Source organism: Chryseobacterium sp. TB1-D10, assembly GCF_059803555.1.
This window is the reverse complement of sequence record NZ_JAPFHB010000007.1, coordinates 42,205-61,547: the sequence shown is the minus strand read 5'-3', so window position 1 is coordinate 61,547 and position 19,343 is coordinate 42,205. Positions and strand designations below refer to the sequence as shown.

General features: G+C 36.5%; 16 protein-coding genes. 8 read left to right on the top strand and 8 right to left on the bottom strand.

Going from position 1 to position 19,343, the window contains the following annotated elements:
• Positions 1–96: 96 nt before the first annotated feature.
• Positions 97–744 carry a hypothetical protein gene (locus tag OPU68_RS10690; protein ID WP_498473971.1) on the top strand — a complete coding sequence of 216 codons (648 nt, stop codon included), beginning with the start codon at positions 97–99 and terminating at the stop codon, positions 742–744.
• Between the two features lie 3 nt (positions 745–747).
• On the opposite strand, the gene OPU68_RS10685 is transcribed toward OPU68_RS10690, so the two are convergent.
• Positions 748–1,968, bottom strand: coding sequence for an aminotransferase class V-fold PLP-dependent enzyme (locus tag OPU68_RS10685; RefSeq protein WP_498473970.1), 1,221 nt, complete (start codon positions 1,966–1,968; stop codon positions 748–750).
• A 337-nt stretch (positions 1,969–2,305) separates the two neighbouring features.
• Here OPU68_RS10685 and OPU68_RS10680 point away from each other — a divergent pair, with 337 nt between their 5' ends.
• Positions 2,306–2,902 (top strand): superoxide dismutase, encoded by a 597-nt coding sequence (locus OPU68_RS10680; RefSeq protein WP_133944700.1) that lies wholly within the window; start codon positions 2,306–2,308, stop codon positions 2,900–2,902.
• A gap of 102 nt (positions 2,903–3,004) precedes the next feature.
• Here the strand turns inward: OPU68_RS10680 and OPU68_RS10675 are convergent, their stop codons facing one another.
• The gene (locus OPU68_RS10675) at positions 3,005–5,203 is read right to left on the bottom strand and encodes a GLUG motif-containing protein (RefSeq protein ID WP_498473969.1); all 2,199 of its coding nucleotides are present in this window, start codon (positions 5,201–5,203) and stop codon (positions 3,005–3,007) included.
• Between the two features lie 219 nt (positions 5,204–5,422).
• Between OPU68_RS10675 and OPU68_RS10670 the strand changes: the two genes are divergently transcribed.
• Entirely contained in the window at positions 5,423–7,153 is a 1,731-nt protein-coding gene (locus tag OPU68_RS10670; RefSeq protein WP_498473968.1) for a hypothetical protein, read from the top strand.
• Here the strand turns inward: OPU68_RS10670 and OPU68_RS10665 are convergent.
• Genes OPU68_RS10665 through mutL form a run of 4 tightly spaced genes read right to left on the bottom strand, consistent with a single transcriptional unit; the run spans position 7,139 to position 11,076 of the window.
• Positions 7,139–7,558, bottom strand: coding sequence for a hypothetical protein (locus tag OPU68_RS10665; protein ID WP_498473967.1), 420 nt, complete (start codon positions 7,556–7,558; stop codon positions 7,139–7,141). The two genes, OPU68_RS10670 and OPU68_RS10665, sit on opposite strands and share 15 nt — an antisense overlap.
• Before the next feature lie 10 nt (positions 7,559–7,568).
• Positions 7,569–8,549, bottom strand: a complete 981-nt coding sequence (locus OPU68_RS10660) for an endonuclease/exonuclease/phosphatase family protein (protein ID WP_498473966.1) — start codon at positions 8,547–8,549, stop codon at positions 7,569–7,571.
• On the bottom strand, positions 8,550–9,299 hold the full coding sequence (locus tag OPU68_RS10655; RefSeq protein WP_498473965.1) for a rhomboid family intramembrane serine protease: 750 nt from the start codon (positions 9,297–9,299) through the stop codon (positions 8,550–8,552). It abuts the gene before it with no gap.
• Between the two features lie 16 nt (positions 9,300–9,315).
• Positions 9,316–11,076: a DNA mismatch repair endonuclease MutL gene (mutL, locus tag OPU68_RS10650; RefSeq protein ID WP_498473964.1), complete on the bottom strand. Its 1,761-nt coding sequence runs from the start codon at positions 11,074–11,076 to the stop codon at positions 9,316–9,318.
• Between the two features lie 223 nt (positions 11,077–11,299).
• Here mutL and OPU68_RS10645 point away from each other — a divergent pair, with 223 nt between their 5' ends.
• Positions 11,300–12,391 (top strand): acyltransferase family protein, encoded by a 1,092-nt coding sequence (locus OPU68_RS10645; RefSeq protein ID WP_498473963.1) that lies wholly within the window; start codon positions 11,300–11,302, stop codon positions 12,389–12,391.
• 19 nt (positions 12,392–12,410) lie between these two features.
• Positions 12,411–13,307, top strand: a complete 897-nt coding sequence (locus OPU68_RS10640) for a hypothetical protein (RefSeq protein ID WP_498473962.1) — start codon at positions 12,411–12,413, stop codon at positions 13,305–13,307.
• 75 nt (positions 13,308–13,382) lie between these two features.
• On the opposite strand, the gene OPU68_RS10635 is transcribed toward OPU68_RS10640, so the two are convergent.
• Positions 13,383–13,616: a hypothetical protein gene (locus OPU68_RS10635; RefSeq protein WP_498473961.1), complete on the bottom strand. Its 234-nt coding sequence runs from the start codon at positions 13,614–13,616 to the stop codon at positions 13,383–13,385.
• A gap of 161 nt (positions 13,617–13,777) precedes the next feature.
• On the opposite strand from OPU68_RS10635, the gene OPU68_RS10630 reads away from it, so the two are divergent.
• The 3 genes from OPU68_RS10630 (at position 13,778) to tnaA (ending at position 16,650) form a co-directional block, all read left to right on the top strand.
• On the top strand, positions 13,778–14,359 hold the full coding sequence (locus tag OPU68_RS10630) for a MiaE family protein (RefSeq protein WP_034973487.1): 582 nt from the start codon (positions 13,778–13,780) through the stop codon (positions 14,357–14,359).
• Between the two features lie 8 nt (positions 14,360–14,367).
• Positions 14,368–14,982, top strand: coding sequence for a DUF502 domain-containing protein (locus OPU68_RS10625; protein ID WP_498473960.1), 615 nt, complete (start codon positions 14,368–14,370; stop codon positions 14,980–14,982).
• A 291-nt stretch (positions 14,983–15,273) separates the two neighbouring features.
• Positions 15,274–16,650 carry a tryptophanase TnaA gene (gene tnaA / locus OPU68_RS10620; protein WP_498473959.1) on the top strand — a complete coding sequence of 459 codons (1,377 nt, stop codon included), beginning with the start codon at positions 15,274–15,276 and terminating at the stop codon, positions 16,648–16,650.
• Positions 16,651–16,700: 50 nt separating this feature from the next.
• Here the strand turns inward: tnaA and porW are convergent, their stop codons facing one another.
• Entirely contained in the window at positions 16,701–19,295 is a 2,595-nt protein-coding gene (gene porW, locus OPU68_RS10615; RefSeq protein WP_498473958.1) for a type IX secretion system periplasmic lipoprotein PorW/SprE, read from the bottom strand.
• Between the last annotated feature and the right edge of the window lie 48 nt (positions 19,296–19,343).

Genomic DNA, 19,343 nt, shown 5'->3' with positions numbered 1-19,343 from the left:
ACGAATCTATAATTTCGCAAGAGATGTGCCATTAGGAAAAGCAATACAATTTGTCATAGTTCGTTCTTTAATTAAAACTAGTGCTAATGAAGTATTTTGCAATTATTTTATTTTATTTTTTTTTCTTGTGGTAAAAGCACCGAAAAACAAACAGTAGAAAATTTCGATTTAGAGAAATTAGATGTTTTTAATAATGAAGATATTAACATCTTCATTCAAAGTTTTTTATCAAATCAGGAAGCTGGTCCAGAAGAAAACCTATCGAAATTACTTATTCGTTATAAATCTATTGGTAATAAGTTGAGAAAAGATTCTTTGATTTTAAATAAAGTAAAAAGTAATTCCTCGATTTCAAAAGAAGACTTCAATTTTATTGCCAAGCAAATAAATAATAGAAAGGATTATTTTGTTGATAAGAAATATTTTAAACAAAATATTTTTAATTCTGATTCTCTTAAAAAAGAAAATTTGAAATTCTATGGAGAAGAATCAGAAATAATCGATTCATTGCTTAAAATAAATCCTAATTTGGCAAGAGAACATATTAGTCTAAGTAATTTGGAACGTTTTAAACAAATGAGAATGTTATCTCCTTATTTTTACATAGATAAACCTCTTTTTACAATGGATAGAAAAAGAGTCATTTTTTCTTACATAACTGAATGTTGTGAAGAAACTGCTATTTATGAGTATAAAAACAAAAAATGGCGGAAAATAAAAATGCTTTACATGTCAATTATTTAAAGTTTAAACCAACATTCTCTGCGCTTTCCTCACACCCTCAACCAAAACATCAATTTCTTCCAAAGTATTATAAACTGCAAAACTTGCACGTACTGTTCCAGCGATGTTGAAGAAATCCATGATCGGTTGCGTACAATGATGTCCGGTTCTTACGGCGATTCCTAATTTGTCGAGAATCATTCCTGTGTCAGAAGCGATTCCTGCGCCTTCCAGATTGAAAGAAACGACGCCCGTTCTATTGGCTTTTTCACCATAGATTTTGATGCCGTCCAGTTCCAGAAGTTTTTTCTGAGCATAATTCAGAAGTTCGTTTTCGTGGTTTTGAAGATTTTCATGACCAATATTTTCAATAAAATCTACAGCTTCACCGAGAGCAATATTTCCGCCCACATTCGGTGTTCCAGCTTCGAATTTGAAAGGTAATCCTGCATAAGTTGTTTTTTCAAAACTACAAACCGCAATCATTTCGCCGCCGCCGTGGAAAGGATGAAGATTTTCCAGAACAGATTCTTTCCCGTAAAGAATTCCTGTTCCCATTGGCGCGTACATTTTGTGTCCTGAGAAAACGAAGAAATCACAATCCAGTTTCTGAACATCGATTTTGAAATGTGGTGCAGATTGTGCACCGTCAATCAAAATGTAAGCGTTGGAAAGTCTTCTTGTTTTTTCAATAATTTCTTCGATGGAATTGATGATTCCCAAAGCATTAGAAACCTGATTTACAGATACTATTTTCGTTTTTTCATTCAGCCATTCGTCCAAAACACCGATTTGAAGAATTCCGTTTTCGTCCATTGGGATGACGCGGAGTTTTGCGCCGGTTCTTTCGCAAAGCATCTGCCACGGAACAATGTTGGAATGGTGTTCCAAATAAGAAATGATAATTTCATCGTTTGGTTTGATTTGGTTGGTTAAAGCGTAAGCCACGAGATTGATTCCTTCGGTTGTTCCTTTTGTGAAAATGACTTCGTAGTCGTGCTTTGCATTGATGAAACGCTGGATTTTCTGTCTGGAAAGTTCCATTTCTTCCGTTGCTAACTGACTCAAAGTATGGATGCCACGGTGAACGTTGGCGTTTATGGTTTCATAATATTTTTCCCAAGTTTTGAGGACTGAAATTGGTTTTTGGGAAGTTGCGGCGTTGTCCAGATAAACTAATGGTTTGCCGTTGACTTCTTGGTTCAGGATCGGGAATTGGGCTCTTATATGATTGATGTTGAACATTTTAAATTAGATGTTAGATTTTAGAATTTAGACCAATTGGAAAACTCTTAAAATATGATTAAACGTTGAATCTTTGCAGCCCGACTTGAGCGGAAATCCTTTTTTGCGTGTACTCATGTTCTATTGAACTGGAAACCATCTGCAAAAAAGATTGGGAGCGGAAGGCGGAAATAGCTGCCCAAATAATAATTAATTATTTAGAATGCGTCAAAGTTACGGCAAATTTTATTATATTTTTCGATGTTAAATATTTATAAAATAAGTCTAATTCTTGCTTCTTGGAATAATAATTGACTATTTTTGAACAATTCATTTATTAACAAATAAATACCAAACTATGTCATTCGAATTACCAAAACTTAGTTATGCGTACGATGCGTTGGAGCCAACCATCGATGCAAAAACAATGGAAATCCACCACTCAAAGCACCACCAGGCGTATGTGGACAATCTTAATAATGCAATCGCAGGGACAGAACTTGAAGGGAAATCTCTTGAAGAAATCCAAAAAACAGGTACTGACAAACCAGCGGTAAGAAATAACGGCGGTGGACACTACAACCACTCACTTTTCTGGGAACTTTTGACTCCGGGCGGAAGCAAAGAGCCAGTTGGAAATGTGAAAGCTGAAATCGAGAAAATCGGTGGTTTTGATAAATTCAAAGAAGATTTTTCCAACGCGGCTAAAACCAGATTCGGTTCTGGTTGGGCTTGGTTGGTGAAAAATTCTGATGGTTCTGTAGCGGTAACTTCTACGCCAAATCAGGACAATCCACTAATGCCGGTTGCTGACAAACAAGGAACGCCAATTCTTGGCTTGGATGTTTGGGAGCACGCTTATTATCTTAATTATCAAAACAGAAGACCAGACTATGTGACTGCGTTTTTTGATGTGATCAATTGGGATAAAGTGGAAGAACTTTACAATAAATAATTTTTCATAGAATTATATTGAGAAACCTATCAGAGAATGTCTGATGGGTTTTTTGTTTAATAAAAAGGCCAGCTAAAAAAGCTGGCCTTTCGTCTTTCAATTTTACTTTTTGATGATCTTATTTGTAAAGACCTCATTATTTTCTGTAAAGGTTTTCAGGATGTAAACACCTTTTGTGAGTGATGAGATGTCTATGGTGTTTCCTTTGCTTTGCAAGACCTTTTGTCCATTGACATTATAAAGTTCCAAAGTATTGATTTTTTTGTTACCTGAAATATAGATATAATCAGAAGTCGGGTTCGGATAAACATTGATTCCTTTCAAACCAGTTTCGTTTGTTCCAAGTTCTATTTTTTTGAAAATTACTGTAATGGTGTGGTTTTCTGTGATATTCTGGAAAGTGTAAGTTGAAGATTTTTCCACACTCACGTTATCTACCATCAGAGATTCCAGTTCGTAATCAGATGCAGGCATAATTTGAAATGATTGGGAAGATCCGTCTTTTAGTGCTACAATACCAGTTGGCGTGATAGTTCCCCATTCTTTATTGTTGGTATTTGCCTGAATGATGCTTGAAAGATATTCACTATTTTTAAAGTAAGGGTAACCGTGTCCTTCTCTGATTTCCCAAACGTTTGTAAAATCCCAAGACAATCCATTCTCGTAAGTGGTTTTCATCTGGCTTCCTGATAAAGATTTGTTCATTCCCGACCAGTCATTTTCTGTTCCGGTAGTAATCGTTTGATTGTTGACAATCATAGAATCTAAAGCATAATTATTAGTCAATTCTGAATCAAATTCTACATCGCCAGCTATTCTGTGAATTTTATTGAGATTCCCTGTAGGTGAAGATTGGATTGATGGATTGAGTGCTGCAGAATTGGAAATTGGACCCCAAGTTGTTCCTGCAAGTCCACCTACCAGCGAATAACCGCCAATGACTGAACCATACGCATAACTATTTGAAATACCGTTGCTTAATCCAATTAAACCACCAACATACATTGCATTGTTGTCAGTTACTTTTACATTGCCGGAAGCAAAGCAATTTTCAATAAAAGAATTACTAAAGCTGGAACCAGCAAGTCCGCCAATGTCTACAAATCCTCCCTCAGGGATATTATCAGCAACTATTTGTGTCACATTTCCTGTAGCATAGCTGTAAGAAACTGTGGCTCCCAAAATTCCAACAAGACCTCCAATAGACTGACTACCGCTAACATTTCCTGTCGCGTGGCTGGAAGTGATGGTACCATAAGATTGTCCTACCAATCCACCTCCAATTTTTTGATCAGCAAATACAGTTCCTGTGGCATAGGAATTTTCAACAGCATCAGAAGTACCAACCAAACCGCCAATCCAGGTTCTTCCGGAAATATTTCCTGTGGCATAAGAATCACTGACAGGCGCGTAGGAATCTCCTACCAATCCACCAATGGTGCTGGTTCCGGTTACGTTTCCTGATGCATTGGAATTGCTGACTGGTGACTGGTTAACACCAATTAACCCACCCATAAAATTCCCAACAAAAATGCTTCCTGTATTTTTAACATTGCTGGATGAGCTGCAGCCAGTAACTATAGCTGACGTTTTACCGATCAGGCCTCCCACGTTGTCTCCATCTACATTCACTTCTCCGGAAGATTGGCAGTTGGCAACAGGAGAAGCACTCTCTCCAATCAATCCGCCAACATAACTTCCAGTTGCATTGATGATTGCAACAGCAGAATCATTCTGGATTAATGTACTCGATGTTGAATTTCCTAAAAGTCCGCCAACGTAATTTGCCGCGGTAATCGTTCCGGTTACTTTTACATTGGTAACAGTTCCGCCGGAAACTGAGCCGGAAACACCTCCGACATAATCTCCACCTGTAATGCCATCGGCTGCAAGCTGTATGTTCAAGTTATTGATTACGGCTTCCTGCATATTTCCAAAAAGCCCGATGTAGTTACTTTCCGGTCTGGAAATCCAAAGATTTATAATTTTGAAACCATTACCATTAATTGAGCCATAAAAAGCATTTGTATCTTCTTCCTCTTTGTTTCCAATAGGCAACCATCCTTCAGTTGGATATTTTGTGGCAATTAGTTCTGTCAAATCAATGTCATTAATGATTGAAAAATGCTTAGTACTTTTTGCCAACCCGAGATAATTTCTCACTTCGTCAAGTTGGGTTGCATTGGCGATTTTAAAAGGATCAGCTACTGTCCCGCTTCCTGATCCGGAAAATTGAGCTTTCGTAGGTGCGAACATCAACAAAAGTACAATGGTGCAAAAAATAGATTTAATTTTGTACATAATATTTAATTAAAAAAGTATTGAACAAATGTAGAAGGGAATACAATTTTCAACAAATTATTGCGGTATGCAAAGGGTGTGCATGCGTTATTTTTTTAATTTCTAATGGTGTGCATTTATTTTCTTAATTCTCATTTTCAGCGAGTTATTAATAATGTTTGTAATTGTTCAAATTTTCATACATTTCGTTTGAGAATTATTATTAAAATTCAATTTAGGATGCAGTTGCGTTTTTTCTTAACCATATTTTTAGTTTTACTCTTAAATAATCATTGCATTGCAGCAAATGACATTCAGAGATTTGATTCCATTTCCAATGAGGTCAACAAAAAAGCATTTATTCGGGATGCTGAAACAAAGAATTTGATCGTGCAATTAGAAAAGATTTCATCCAAACATCCAGAACTAGTTCCCAAATATCTTTACTGGAAATCGTTTTCAAATTATGCTCAAGGCGTTTCAGATCCGAAGATAAATACGCTTATCGGTTCCAAACTGAAATTTTTTAATGAAAAGAAATATCCGTTTGAGAATGCTTTGCTGCTTCATTCGCTGGCTTATAATGATGTCATCGTTGGAAATTACACAGACAGCTTTACCAATTCTTTGAAAGCTTTGGTTCGATATAAAGAGCTTAAGAAAACTTTGTTTAAATCCCGTGTCGAGCTGCTTTTAGGCGTGATTTGTTTCAGGACCAGGAATTTCGATATTTCCGAAAGATTTTATAAACAGTCGCTTTCGCCAAAGATTCCAAAGGCAGAATATTTGAAGGCTCAAGTCAATATGTATTGCGCACAGGCTTTCACAAAAATTGGACTTGATAAAGCCATTCCTGGAATGATAAAACTGATCCCGGCTGTCGATAAGCTTAATGATTTAGGCGTCTCTGCTGTGCTGTATCTCAACATCGGAGGCTGCTATATGTTACACAATAAACCAGATCTGGCGCATCAATATTATCAAAAAGCCATGAAGATTGGCAATCAGATAGAAAACAAATCCTTTATGACTTCTCTGCTGATCAATGAAAGTGTTTACGCATTAGGCACTGGCGATTTTAAAGATGCCGAATCTTACATAGAAAAAGCTGAAAAACTGTCCCACGAAATAGGTAATGCAGAACAGCTTTCTCTGGCTTACAATGTCAAATATACAATCTATGAGAAAGAAGGCGCTTCTGACAAGGCTTTCACGTATCTCAAAAAATACAATTATCAGAAAGAGAAAATCTTAAGTAATTCCAAAACAATCGATTCTTATCAGGCTTACGTCTCAACCTTTATGGCTTCAGCAGAAAAAGAAATAATGATTTCCAAGCAGAAAACAATGTTGGAAAAAAGAAAGCTGACGATTACACTTATCTCCTCAATTTTTATTATCCTTTTAATCGTTGCGGTTTTGGTAATATTTTATCAGAAAAAAAGACAGCAGGCCATTATCAAAGAGTCAGAAAAAGAAGCACTTCGTAAGCAACTGGATTATGAGAAAAGCATTCAGCAGATTCAGGAGGAGAAGCATAAAGAGGTTCTGGACGCGAAAGTACGGGAAGTGACTTCCTATTCTCTTATCTTGTCTAATAAAAACGATGTCCTTCAGGAAATTCTCCAAAAAGCCGGAAAATCTAATGATCTTGAAAATGAAGATTTCTCAGACAATATCATTGATATCGTAAGGAAGAATCTAAATACAGAAGTAGAAAGCCATAAGTTTATTCATCATTTTAATGAAGTGCATCCGGAATTTTTCAGTAAGTTGAAGTCTATTTGCAGTGATCTCACCGAGAATAATCTGCGGATGTGCGCTTATTTCAAAATGGGACTGTCTATGAAGCAAGTAGCTGTGATCCTGAATGTTTCTACCGAAACGGTGAAGAATGCACGTTATCGATTAAAGAAAAAGCTGATGTTAGCGAAAGATGACAGCTTAGATGATTTTTTAAGGAATATATAAATCACACATTCCAACATTATAAGTAGCACTAACTATGGATTTTGCTCGGCTTTGATCTGTAGAAGCTGAATTATCAATGATTTTTTCAACTTTAGGTTTGGATAAATCTTCTTTTTTCTCCTTGGCTTTTTCTTCTTCCAATTTCGCTTTTTCTTTATCCATTTTTTCTTGTTCAGCCGCAGCAATTTTGGCAAGGCTGTCCTCTTCTCTTTTTATAGCGACTGCATTGATTTTTGCCATCACAGCTTCCGAAGTTGCGCCAGGACCGAAGGAATCGATTGCTGTTGTGTCATAAGTGATTTGCGGTGCAGCATCCAGATTATCGGAATTATTCAGAACCGGGGTTTCTTTTGAGCAACTTATGATTAAAACAGCCGAACTTAGAATTAATATTTTCTTCATCATTTTATTAAATTTAATCGACTAAAAATTCTGCAATCACAGGAAAATGGTCAGAGATTTTCACACTTCTGTCAACCTTGTAACTGATTGGCACTATCGATTTTGATGCAAAAACGTGATCAATTTTAATCGGGAATTTGAAATCGTGGAAACTGGTACCGCTTCCTTTTCCGACTTTCAGAAAAGTATCTTCCAAACCTTCGGATAGAGTGTAATATTCATAAGAATTAGGAACCGAATTAAAATCTCCGGCGAGAATAATCGGATAAGGTGAACTGTCCAAAAATCCTTTGATAGGCGCAATTTGGCTTTGATGTTTCCGGAAAGTCGGAACTAATTTGTGGATGATGCTTTTCGCTTTTTCTTCGTTCACATTCATATCGCGAGTTGGTTTTATCATACTTTTATCCAGATAAAACGGTTCCATGTAAACATTTACTAAACGGATGATTTTCCCATTCACCTTGATATCGGCATAAATACATCTTCCGTTTTTTGCATCGGTTTCCACGATTCCACTTTCAATAATCGGGAATCTGGATTGGATTTTCACCACAGGAAATCGGCGTTCAAAATATTCAAAACCTTTCAGATTTTCGTCACTTTTATATTCCTGAGTCAGGACAACATCGGCTTTTTGGTCATTAAGAAAACTGTAAATATTCTCGTCCCCGAATTTTCCGGATTTTCCGTTGAGAGAAATGATTTTGAGGTTCGGCGTTTCTTTCTTCGTTGGCGTGTAATTGATCCATCTTCTTGTTGGAATGATGAAAAATAAAGATAATATAAGGAACACTGCCACACGTTTTTTCCAGGTTGCAATCCAAAATATGAGCAATAAAATATTGATAATCATTAAGATTGGAAATCCCAAAGACAGGAGATTCAACATCCCGAAAACACTTGGCGGAATGTAAGCATTCATCATTGTTCCGAATAAAAGAACAATAATAATTAAGTGAAAAATCGTTAAAATAAGTCTGATGATTCCCATTTATTGCATTCTGTCTCTGTATTTTTTCCAATTCCAAATATAAAGGAAGCCAATCAATGCACCACCAAGATGGGCAAAATGTGCAATATTGTCGCCACTAAACTGTCCAAATCCTAAAAATATAGAAACCACGATAATAATTGGTGTCAGATATTTTGCCTTGATAGGAAAAGGGATGAACATAAACATCAATTTAGCATCTGGGAACAAAGTAGAAAATGCCGCAATCACTCCGAAAATTGCACCTGAAGCGCCAACCATTGGTATTTTTAAAATCCCGAATAGTTTTTGAGCTGCAGTATTTACAGCTTCGTCATTAGAAAAATTGGGATAATATTCTAAATTGCTGTAATCAATCGTTTTATAAATCTCGTGCACATCAAAACCCCGAGCTACAAGGAAATTAGTCAATTGACTTACTTCATAATAATTCCAGACATTATACAAAGCAAAACCGCCCAAGCCTGCTGCGAAATACAGAATAATAAATTTTTTCTGTCCTAAAACCTGTTCCAAGACCGGCCCGAAACTATAAAGCGTAAACATATTAAAAACAATATGCATAATTCCGCCGTGCATAAACATATGCGTGATAATTTGCCACGATCTGAAGTTTGGAGACAAAGGAAAATATCCTGCCAGCAAAGGTTTCAGATTAAGATTGATATTGGTGAGAAGAAAAGTTGCAACGAAAAAAATCACATTCAAAATGATGATATTTCGCGTAACTGGTGTTATTTGAGGAAACATAATTTTTTAATTATTCTTAAAATTTATTTTTAAAATCGTCAAACGGAACTTCCATCCAACATTTTTTACCATTCACGGTATATTGCGGAAATCCAAGATCAATAAAATCTTTGACCAGTTGCTCAACTTCTGTCTTATAAATAAAATCAAATTTAGATTTTGTTTTTAGCTTAATCCATTGGTATTCAAAATATTTGGAAAACTCATCTTCTGTTCGGTATTCCAAAACTTCGAAAATCTTTTCCAGGAATTTGATGACCTGAGATTCTTTCAAAGCTTCCGGAACAGTCTCAATTCTTAAGACATTTTCTTGGGCCAATGTCATTTCAAAACCAAAATCGGGGAGGTATTTTTTGATGGATTTGTATTTATTTTTCTCGATCTCATTCAGATGATATTCTAAAGAAAATAATAAACTTTGCCCTGCTTTTTTCGTCGGCAGATTTTCCTGATGCGAAGACATAATCACACGATGCATTCTTCCGAGATCCAGCATGTAAGTCAATCCGTCTTTGTTCAAAAGCCAATAACCATTGGGCAATCGGAACAGATCTTCGTCCAGATCATCATCTTCGAAAAGATTAATTTTCGATGGCGCTGCTTCTGTTGCCTGATAAAGTTCAGCCAGATTGATTCGTTCTTCATCCGTCGTTTTTTCCACAGAAAACGGATTGAAATCTCTGTCAACATTAATTGCTGATGGCGATGGCGAACTGTAATTACTTTTGCTCGGCGCAAAAAATGCTTCCATCTTTGGATCTCTTTCAAAATCCAGACTTGGTGCCACATTGTAAATTCCCAAAGAACGCTTGATTGTGGATCTCACCAAAGCAAAAATCAATGCTTCGTCTTCAAACTTAACTTCGGTTTTCTGAGGATGGATATTGACATCGATTTTCTCCGGATCCATTTCAAGATAAAGAAAAAATGACGGAATATAACCCGGTTGCAAAAGTCCTTCAAACGCTTCCTGTACGGCTTTGCTGAGATAAGCACTTCGGAAAAATCTTCCATTGACGAAGAAAAACTGTTCGCCTCTTGCCTTTTTCGCACCTTCAGGTTTTGCAACATAACCGTGCAGATGAACCCAGCCAAGATCTTCCTTGATTGGAATCAAAAGTGGCTGTAATTTTCTCCCGAAAACATCCACAATTCTCTGCATCTGACCACCTTTTCTCAGTTTGAAAACCGGCTCGTCATTGTGGAACATTTCAAATTCTATATTTTCGTGCGCCAAAGAAACACGCTGGAATTCATCAATGATATGACGAAATTCTACATTGTCATTTTTAAGAAATTTCCGTCTTGCAGGAACATTGTAAAATAAATTCTTAACAGAAAAATTAGAACCTTCAACTGTTTGAATAGGATCCTGAAACTGGAAAAGTCCGCCTTCGATGTAAATATTCGTCCCGACAGGCGAGTCTTTTTGTTTGGTTTTAAGTTCTACTTGCGCAACTGCTGCAATGGATGCCAAAGCTTCGCCACGAAAACCTTTTGTTGCAATCTTGAAAATATCTTCAGTCGAGCGGATTTTTGATGTAGCGTGACGTTCAAAAGCCAATCTCGCATCCGTTTCAGACATTCCGATTCCGTTGTCCACAACCTGAAGTAGATTTTTTCCGGCATCACGAATGATGAGCTGGATTTTGGTAGAACCTGCGTCCACAGAATTCTCCAAAAGTTCCTTTACAATAGAAGCCGGCCGTTGCACCACTTCTCCTGCAGCAATCTGATTAGCAACGTGATCCGGTAAAAGCTGAATAATGTCTGACATTTCTACGATTGAACTTGTAAAAATAAGGATAAGAATCGAGTGCTGAAAGTTAAATAATTGTAAAAAAGTTTTATCGCAAAGGCTTCAAACTTGAAATCAATTCTTTGTTTATAAGTCGCAATTTCAGCGTCAATAAATTTACCTATTGCGCCTTTGCGATAATTTTCGTCTCGTTGTTAAGAAAATAATGATATTTTTGACTTTCAGATAATTAATTCCATCGATGAAAAGAGATCTCTATATTGATTTTGCCAAAGGACTGGCAACCATTTCCATTATAATTATTCACACGGCTTTTTGGAGCGGACAATTTTATATTCAGACAGAAGTCCGGGTTTTCTCTTTGGTCTTTGATGTTGCCTTATTTTATGCGTTGAGCGGAATCACTTCCGGGAATAATATAGAGAAAACACTTTACAGATTACTAAAACTGCAGATCACGTATATGATTTTCGTAACATTTCTGTTTTTCCTCGATTACTTTTTCAAGGTTTTTGGATTGACGTTTTTTTCGTTTGAATGGCTAAAGGATTTTTATTCCACCTTTGGAACTAAATATGTTCCGACCAGCATCTCATCGGAACCGCAATGGCAGGTTTTGGGAAATTGGTACTTGCACGAGTATTCCAACTGTGATACTTTTCCTGTGGTGATGGGCAGTTTCTGGTATTTGAAAGTTTATTATATTCTGACAGTTTTAGGCGTTTTAATTTTAAAATTTTTCCCGAAACACATCAATTGGTTTATTGGCGTTTGCGTTGTCTTAACTTTGCTATTCAATGTTTTTCCACATTATTATCCTAATGGACAAGGAGGTTACGTTGCGTTTTATATGGTAGTTTTTCTGATAGGCAATCGTATGAAAGGTAAAAAAATATCGACCAAAATGATTCCTGTTTTGTATGGCGTTGTTGCAATTGCTTTAGCCTGGATGTTTTGGAATTATGGAAATGAGATTTTTTATAAGATCAATAAACAAAAATTCCCGCCGAAAATCCCATACATTATTTGGACATTATTCTCATTGGTCACACTTTTCGTTTTTTATAACCGATTGAAAATCACGAAACCCAACTTCATTACAAATGTCGGACAAAACGCGATCTTCTTTTATTTTGCTCAGGGAATGAGTTCGTCTTTAATTTATTTTCTTGTTGTTCCGTTGAAAGACTCAATGAGTTGGTGGCTTTTGGTTTTGATTATTTATCCATTCAATATTTTTCTGGCATTTCTGATTTCTATTGGTTTAAAAAAAGTTGATGATTTGGGTTGGAAGGTTTTAGAATTTTTGAGAGACAAAACGAAAGCTTCGTAATTTTTAATAATGTTATAATATGAGCTACGATTTATATTTCTATAAAAGAAAGTCCAGCAGTTTATCCGAAGAACAAGTAAAGGATTATCTAGACAACTTGAATCATTTCGTTCTTGAGGAAAATGGAAATCAATGGAGTTATCATAATGAAGAAACGGGAGTTTATTTTGGAATTGATTGGAACGAACCTAATACAGAAAACGAAGAAATAGAAATCTGGGACAGTTTTGAAGATTATGAAAATCTGAACTTTTGTTTTACCATTAATTTTATCAGACCAAACTTTTTCGGATATGAGTCTTTTCCTATTCTGGATGAAATTATAGATGATTTGGATTTGTATATTTTAAATATGCAAGATGAGATAGACCCAGATAATCCACAAAAATTTGAAAAAAATTATTTGGGAAATCAATGGATTATTCAAAATGAAAAACTCGTGAAAGATAATTTTGAAACTTTTCAAATCGATTTTTATTCAAAAGAAAATTCTGATTATATATGGAATTATCAGTTCAATAGAAATCAACTTCAAGATAATTTGAATGAGGATCTTTTTGTTGCGGGATACATACTTTTGAAAAATATTAATGATGGAAAAATATACAGAGTTTGTGTTTGGCCAAACCATATTCCTGTTATTCTTCCGCCGGTTGATTTTATCATTATTCAAAAAAATTATAAAAAGTTTTTTAGAAATGTCGAAGAAAGTGGATTGGTTTCAGTTCAACAGATTGAATCCAAATTGGGAAAATACTTCCAAAATTTTGAATGTGAAATTCCTAATCTCAGAGTTGTCTATCAAGAAAATGCAGATAAAATGCAAAAGGAATTCAACGATTTAAAAATTGAATCTCAAGTCAATGATTTCGGAAACTTAATTTCATTTGACAGATTGGTAAATGCAAAGCCTTAGTATTTTCCTTTTCCTGAGAAACTTAACTTCAAAGAATCCATAAAAAAAGCGCTTCTAAAAGCGCTTTATGATATTTTAATCTTGTCTTCTAGATCGCCCGCGTGATGCAATGATTGCGATAATGATGATCAGAACAACACCGCCAATAATCCAGTACGTTGGGTTGGTTTGCCATTCCTCTGTAGAAGTAGTCACATTAGTGGTTTTAACAACCGTTGAATCTTGAGCATAAGTTAAAGCGGAAGAAAAGATTGCTAAAAAGCTAAACAAAAATAATTTAGCACGGTTTGCAATAGTTGAATTTTTCATAATATTATTATTTGATTGTTGAGATATTTTCAATATCTATGCCAAATATTACTTTTATTCGTTGCTGTAATCTTTTACAATGACATAATTCTGAAATTAATTTTAATCGATAAAATATTCATTAAGAAGCTACAAATCCTTATTTTTACAAAAAATATAAAATGTTCCGTCTTAAACTTCTTACAGACCCACGTTGGGCTAATATTGCCGAAGATAATTTGGAAGAAATCCTTACAGATCACGCCTGGTGCGAGCAAAAAGCAGCGACAAACGCAATCGGACTCATCACAATGGTTCCAGAACATACAGAAATGGTCACAGAACTGTTGGCAATTGCACAAGAGGAATTGGATCATTTCAACCAGGTTCATGAGATCATCAAAAAGAGAGGTGGCGTTCTTGGAAGAACCCGCAAAGACGATTATGTGAATGACTTAATCAAATTCCTGGTAAAAGGTGGACACCGCGACGAGCAGATTATCGATAAAATGCTTTTTGCAGCGATGATAGAAGCCAGAAGCTGCGAGCGTTTTAAAGTTCTGACAGAGAATATTAAAGATGAAGAATTAAAGCAATTCTATCACGACCTGATGGTTTCAGAAGCCAATCATTATACAACATTTATCGGGTTTGCAAGACAGCTTGGCGATCCGGAAAAAGTGAACAAACGTTGGGAAGAGTGGCTGGAATACGAAGCCAACATTATGAAATCCTACGGAAACAAAGAAACCATCCACGGATAAAATCTAAAATGGACAGAAATCTCAACGATTATCTTCGGCTCTTCATACGATCCTTTATTCAGGGATTGATTATCATCGGTCCGCTTGCGATTACGGTTTGGGTCATCTGGAGTGTGGTTTTCAGCATAGATAATCTTGTACCTTCTGTATCGGAAAGATTCCCTGGCTTGATATTCTTCATCGTGATTTTCGGAACCACATTTATAGGTTTCTTCGGAAATAAATTTATCATTGGAAGATTGATTGTTGACGGTGTAGATTATGTTTTGGAACATATTCCCGGAATCAAATTTCTCTATACTTCTCTGAAAGACGTTCTAGGATCTTTCGTTGGCGACAAGAAAAAATTCAATGTGCCGGTTTGGGTCAAGACCAATGAAAATCCGGAAATATGGAGAATTGGATTTTTGACACAATCCGATATGTCCGTCGTAGATCTTGAACATATGATCGCCGTTTATCTGCCGCATTCCTACGCCGTTTCTGGCTGGGTCATTATTACCAAATTCAATAACGTAAAGGAAGTGACGGGAATGAGTGCTGCCGAAGCCATGAAATTTGCAGTAAGCGGAGGCGTTGCCGGATTCCATTCAGACGATAACATTTTCAAAGCACCGGAGTAGTTTCGAATTAATAATTAACGATCAATAATGAATGTTTCTGTTCATTATTACTTCAACAAAATTAATTATACATTTTATTAGGGCAGCTTTATCCGCCTTCCGCTCTCAAACCTAACGAAGTGGTTCGACGAAGTCAATCTTTTTTGCAGACGCTTTCAGTTCAGTAGAATTTAATTACACACAAAAAAGGATTTTCACTCAAGCCGGGCTGCGGGATTCTGTTTCTGATCAAGATGTTACCAATTAATTTAAACTTTCAAATTAATTATTCATTCTTAATTATTCATTATCATGAAATTACCTTACGCAGAACCATTCAGAATCAAAATGGTCGAAGAAATATACCAATCTACTCAAGAACAACGCGAAGAATGGCTGAAAAAAGCCGATTATAATCTATTCAATCTCAGAAGTTCCCACGTTTTCATCGATTTGCTGACAGACAGCGGAACAGGTGCGATGAGCGACAAGCAATGGGGCGCACTGATGATCGGTGACGAAAGTTACGCCGGATCAAGATCTTTCGAAGCGCTGCAAAGCACTGTTGAAAGAATTACAGGATTTCCTTATTTATTGCCAACACACCAAGGAAGAGCAGCGGAAAATGTACTGTTTTCTGTAATGGTAAAAGAAGGCGACATTTGTCCTGGAAATTCACATTTCGACACCACAAAAGGCCACATAGAATTCCGAAAAGCGCACGCCATCGATTGTACAATTGATGAAGCTTTTGACATCGACGATCTTCATCCCTTCAAAGGAAATATTGATTTAGAAAAATTAGAAGCGGTTTACAGTTCTCATCCAAAAGAACAAATTCCGTTTTGTCTGATTACGATTACTTGTAATTCTTCCGGCGGGCAGCCAGTTTCTCTGGAAAATATTAAAGCTGTAAAAGAATTATCAGACAAATATGGGATTCCGGTTTTGTTTGATTCCGCAAGGTTTGCAGAGAATGCTTACTTCATCAAAAAAAGAGAAAAAGGACAGGAAAACAGAACTATTAAAGAAATTTGTAAAGAAATTTTCTCCTATGGAGACGGGATGACAATGAGTTCCAAGAAAGACGGTTTGGTAAACATCGGTGGCTTCATCGCCTTGAAAAATAGAGAAATCTTTGAACAAGCTTCGAATTTTACAATCATTTACGAAGGTTTCATCACTTACGGCGGAATGGCCGGAAGAGATATGTCGGCATTGGCAACCGGATTGGATGAGGCAACAGAATTTGCTTATCTGGAAAGTAGAATTTCGCAGGTTGAGTATCTCGGAAATAAATTAATGGAAGCCGGAATCCCTGTTCAGAAACCTATCGGCGGACATGCAGTTTTTATAGATGCACTCAACTTTTTACCAAATATCAAAAGGGAGGAATTCCCTGCACAGACTTTAGCCATCGAACTTTACAAGGAAGCGGGAATCCGAGGTGTGGAAATTGGAACTTTGCTTGCAGACCGCGATCCTGAAACCCGAGAAAACCGATATCCAAAACTGGAATTATTAAGGTTGGCAATCCCAAGACGAACTTACACCAATAATCACATGGACTATGTGGCAGCTGCCATCATCAATGTGTTTGAAAGGAGAAACGCTATTACAAAAGGTTATAAAATCACCAAAGAACCAGCAATTCTGCGACACTTTACGGTGCAGCTGGATAAAGTATAATTGAAACAAACATAACAAAAAAGAGAGCAATTTAATATTGCTCTCTTTTTTTATTTCTTTTGCTCGGGCTTATTTTGGAGTTCGTTTTTCTGTCCAGACATCGTGTCATTTCCAGGAATTCCTGGTCCACTGCTTACTGGAGCAGCAATGCTTCCGGTTTCGTTTTTATCCACATCCTGCTGTCTTAGCTGTTTTTCTTTTTCTGCATCAATGTTCGGGTTTTGCTGTTGAGGCTTTTGAGAAACCACATTTCCAGTATCATCTGTCAGTTCCAGCTTAACATCGCTTTTCAGATATTTCAGAAGTTCTTTTGCTTTAATACCTTCAGGCGTTTTGGCATAATTGAGGACAATCTGTTCCAATTGCAAAATCATGATTTCTTTACCAGCGTTTTTCCCTGCATTATAAGCATTCAGCAAATAAAACTTAGGAACCAAGGCGTCTTTCGGATAATCTGCAATAGCTTTGTCTATCATCTCCGAGGATTCTTTGAACTTTTCTGTTTCATAAAGTTTGTACGCATCTGCATATAGTTTTTCCACGTCTTCTGTTGACTTATTAAAATCTTTACTCTTTGGATTTTTTACAAATTCTGCGTAGGAAGTGTATGGATATTTTTCCAGAATCTGCTGTTTCGCTTTTTCCGCTTCACCTGGATTCTTCTCGTAATTAAAAACGAAAATATTATATAAAGCCTGCAAATCTGTTTCTTCATCAGGCTTGGCTTCCACCAAATCAAAAAGTGTTTTGGTTGCTAACTTTGTATTACCGAAAAATGATTCGTACATTCTTCCCATTCCAAGGCTTGCCGTGTCTCTGTCTTTTTTAAGTCTTCCCAGTTGCTCGGCAGAAGTTGGGATTTTCTCAATGTAAAATTCAGGTTCCAGTCGTCTTGGGTCTGGAGCGTTTGCCAAACCTAAGGCTTCATTTTTAAGTTCTTCAATCGTTGTCGTCTTTGCAGAATATCTCCAGTTGTCAGATAAACTTCTGTTACCCCAGGTTTGTTTAAATGAACTCTCCCCTCTCGGAATATTATTGGAATTCGCAAAGTAAAATGTTGACCCGCCAGTTATCCCAAAATTCTGAAAACTGTTGGCATCCGAAGAATTGTTTGCGAAAATAGAATTGGCGTTATAGTCTCCGTCATCAAAACCTTTGCTGCGATCTGCTTTTCTTTTTTCAATTTCTGCGGCTTGTTCTTTTGCTTTTATCTTCTCGATATGTTTCGCAAAATATTCTCGTTGCTGGTCAAGCGACATTTTTGAAAGATTGAGAATACTGTCGTTTTTTTTGATGACATAATAATTCTTTGATAATTTTTTGATGTTAGCTGTCAGGTCCGTCAGTCGTTCTTTTTCCGGTTGATAGCTCATCACAGCCAAAGCACTGTCATAATAAATACCAGCCGTAAGATAATCGTCTTTGGCAAAATATTTTTTAGCAATTTCGGAATAGGTAAGCCCACGGATTTGCGGATCCGACTGTTTTTCTTTTAGTGCCTTTCTGAAAAAAGAATCCGCTATAGAATCTTTTGCAGCAGAGGTTGCAACTAAGCCGCTTGCATAGTACAATTCATTTTTACGGGAAGCGTAAGTTCCTTTTTTAGCAATTTTGGCAAGGTAAGCCATTGCTTCTTCGTAACTGTCGGCTTTTCCGTCAAATGTTTTAGCGATTTCGATCTGAGATTTCACTTCGAATTCATAGCTGTTTGCATATTTGTAAGCAGCAGCAAATGATTCTCTTGCCTCTTCTTTTCTGTTAAGCCCAGAAAGAATCTGACCGCGTAAAAATGCAATCCTGCTTTTGGTTTTCCTGTCTTTGTTTACGCTAAAGGCATCTTCCAGAACTTCGGCAGCCAATTCCTTTTTTCCCCATTTCAGGAAGTTATCTGCTTGATAGACTTTAAGGATTCTGAGGTGTTCTTTTTTAAGTTTAATTTTCGGATTATCTTCTAATTCTTTAAATACCTCATCAGCGCGGTAATATTCTTTTAATTTTGTATAGTTCGCAGCTTTATAAATGTGGGCTAATGGAATTCTTTTATCTTTATCCATTGTATTGAACAAATAACTAAGCGCATCCAGAGATTCCAGATATTTTCCCTGATACATCCTCGCCTTCGCTAAAAGAATATAAGCATCAAATATTTTTTTATTTTTCTCAACACCATTTACCAGAACCGAGTATTTTGTGATGGCTTTTGTAGCTTTTGCTTCGGTGATTTGGAGAATACTAGCGCCTTTTTTGTTGCCATTATTTCCAGCACCACCTCCCATTGCGATCTTCTCATTATCGGTATTATTAAAAGTAGCAGAATTAGCAGACCTGGATCCGCCTCTCATACCACCCATTCCCATTGGTGCACCGCTATCATTGTTGGAATCGGAAGTACCGGAAAAACCACTTGGTTCAGCAGCAACATCTTCCGTTGTGTAAACCGAAATATAGGGATCGTAAAAATTATCAATGTGACCTTTGTCCCGGCTTTCCATTTCTGCAGCCAGAGCTTCCTTACTGTTGAATAAAGTATTGTGATAAGTCATAAACCTGTTGATCGGACCGCTTCTGGTTTTCTTCTTTTTATTCCGAGGGTTACAGGCCAATATGCCTAGGACAGCAAGTATGATTAGTAAATATTTTCTCATCTAATTAATTTCAATTTGAAATTGAGTATTCAATCTGTAAAAATAACG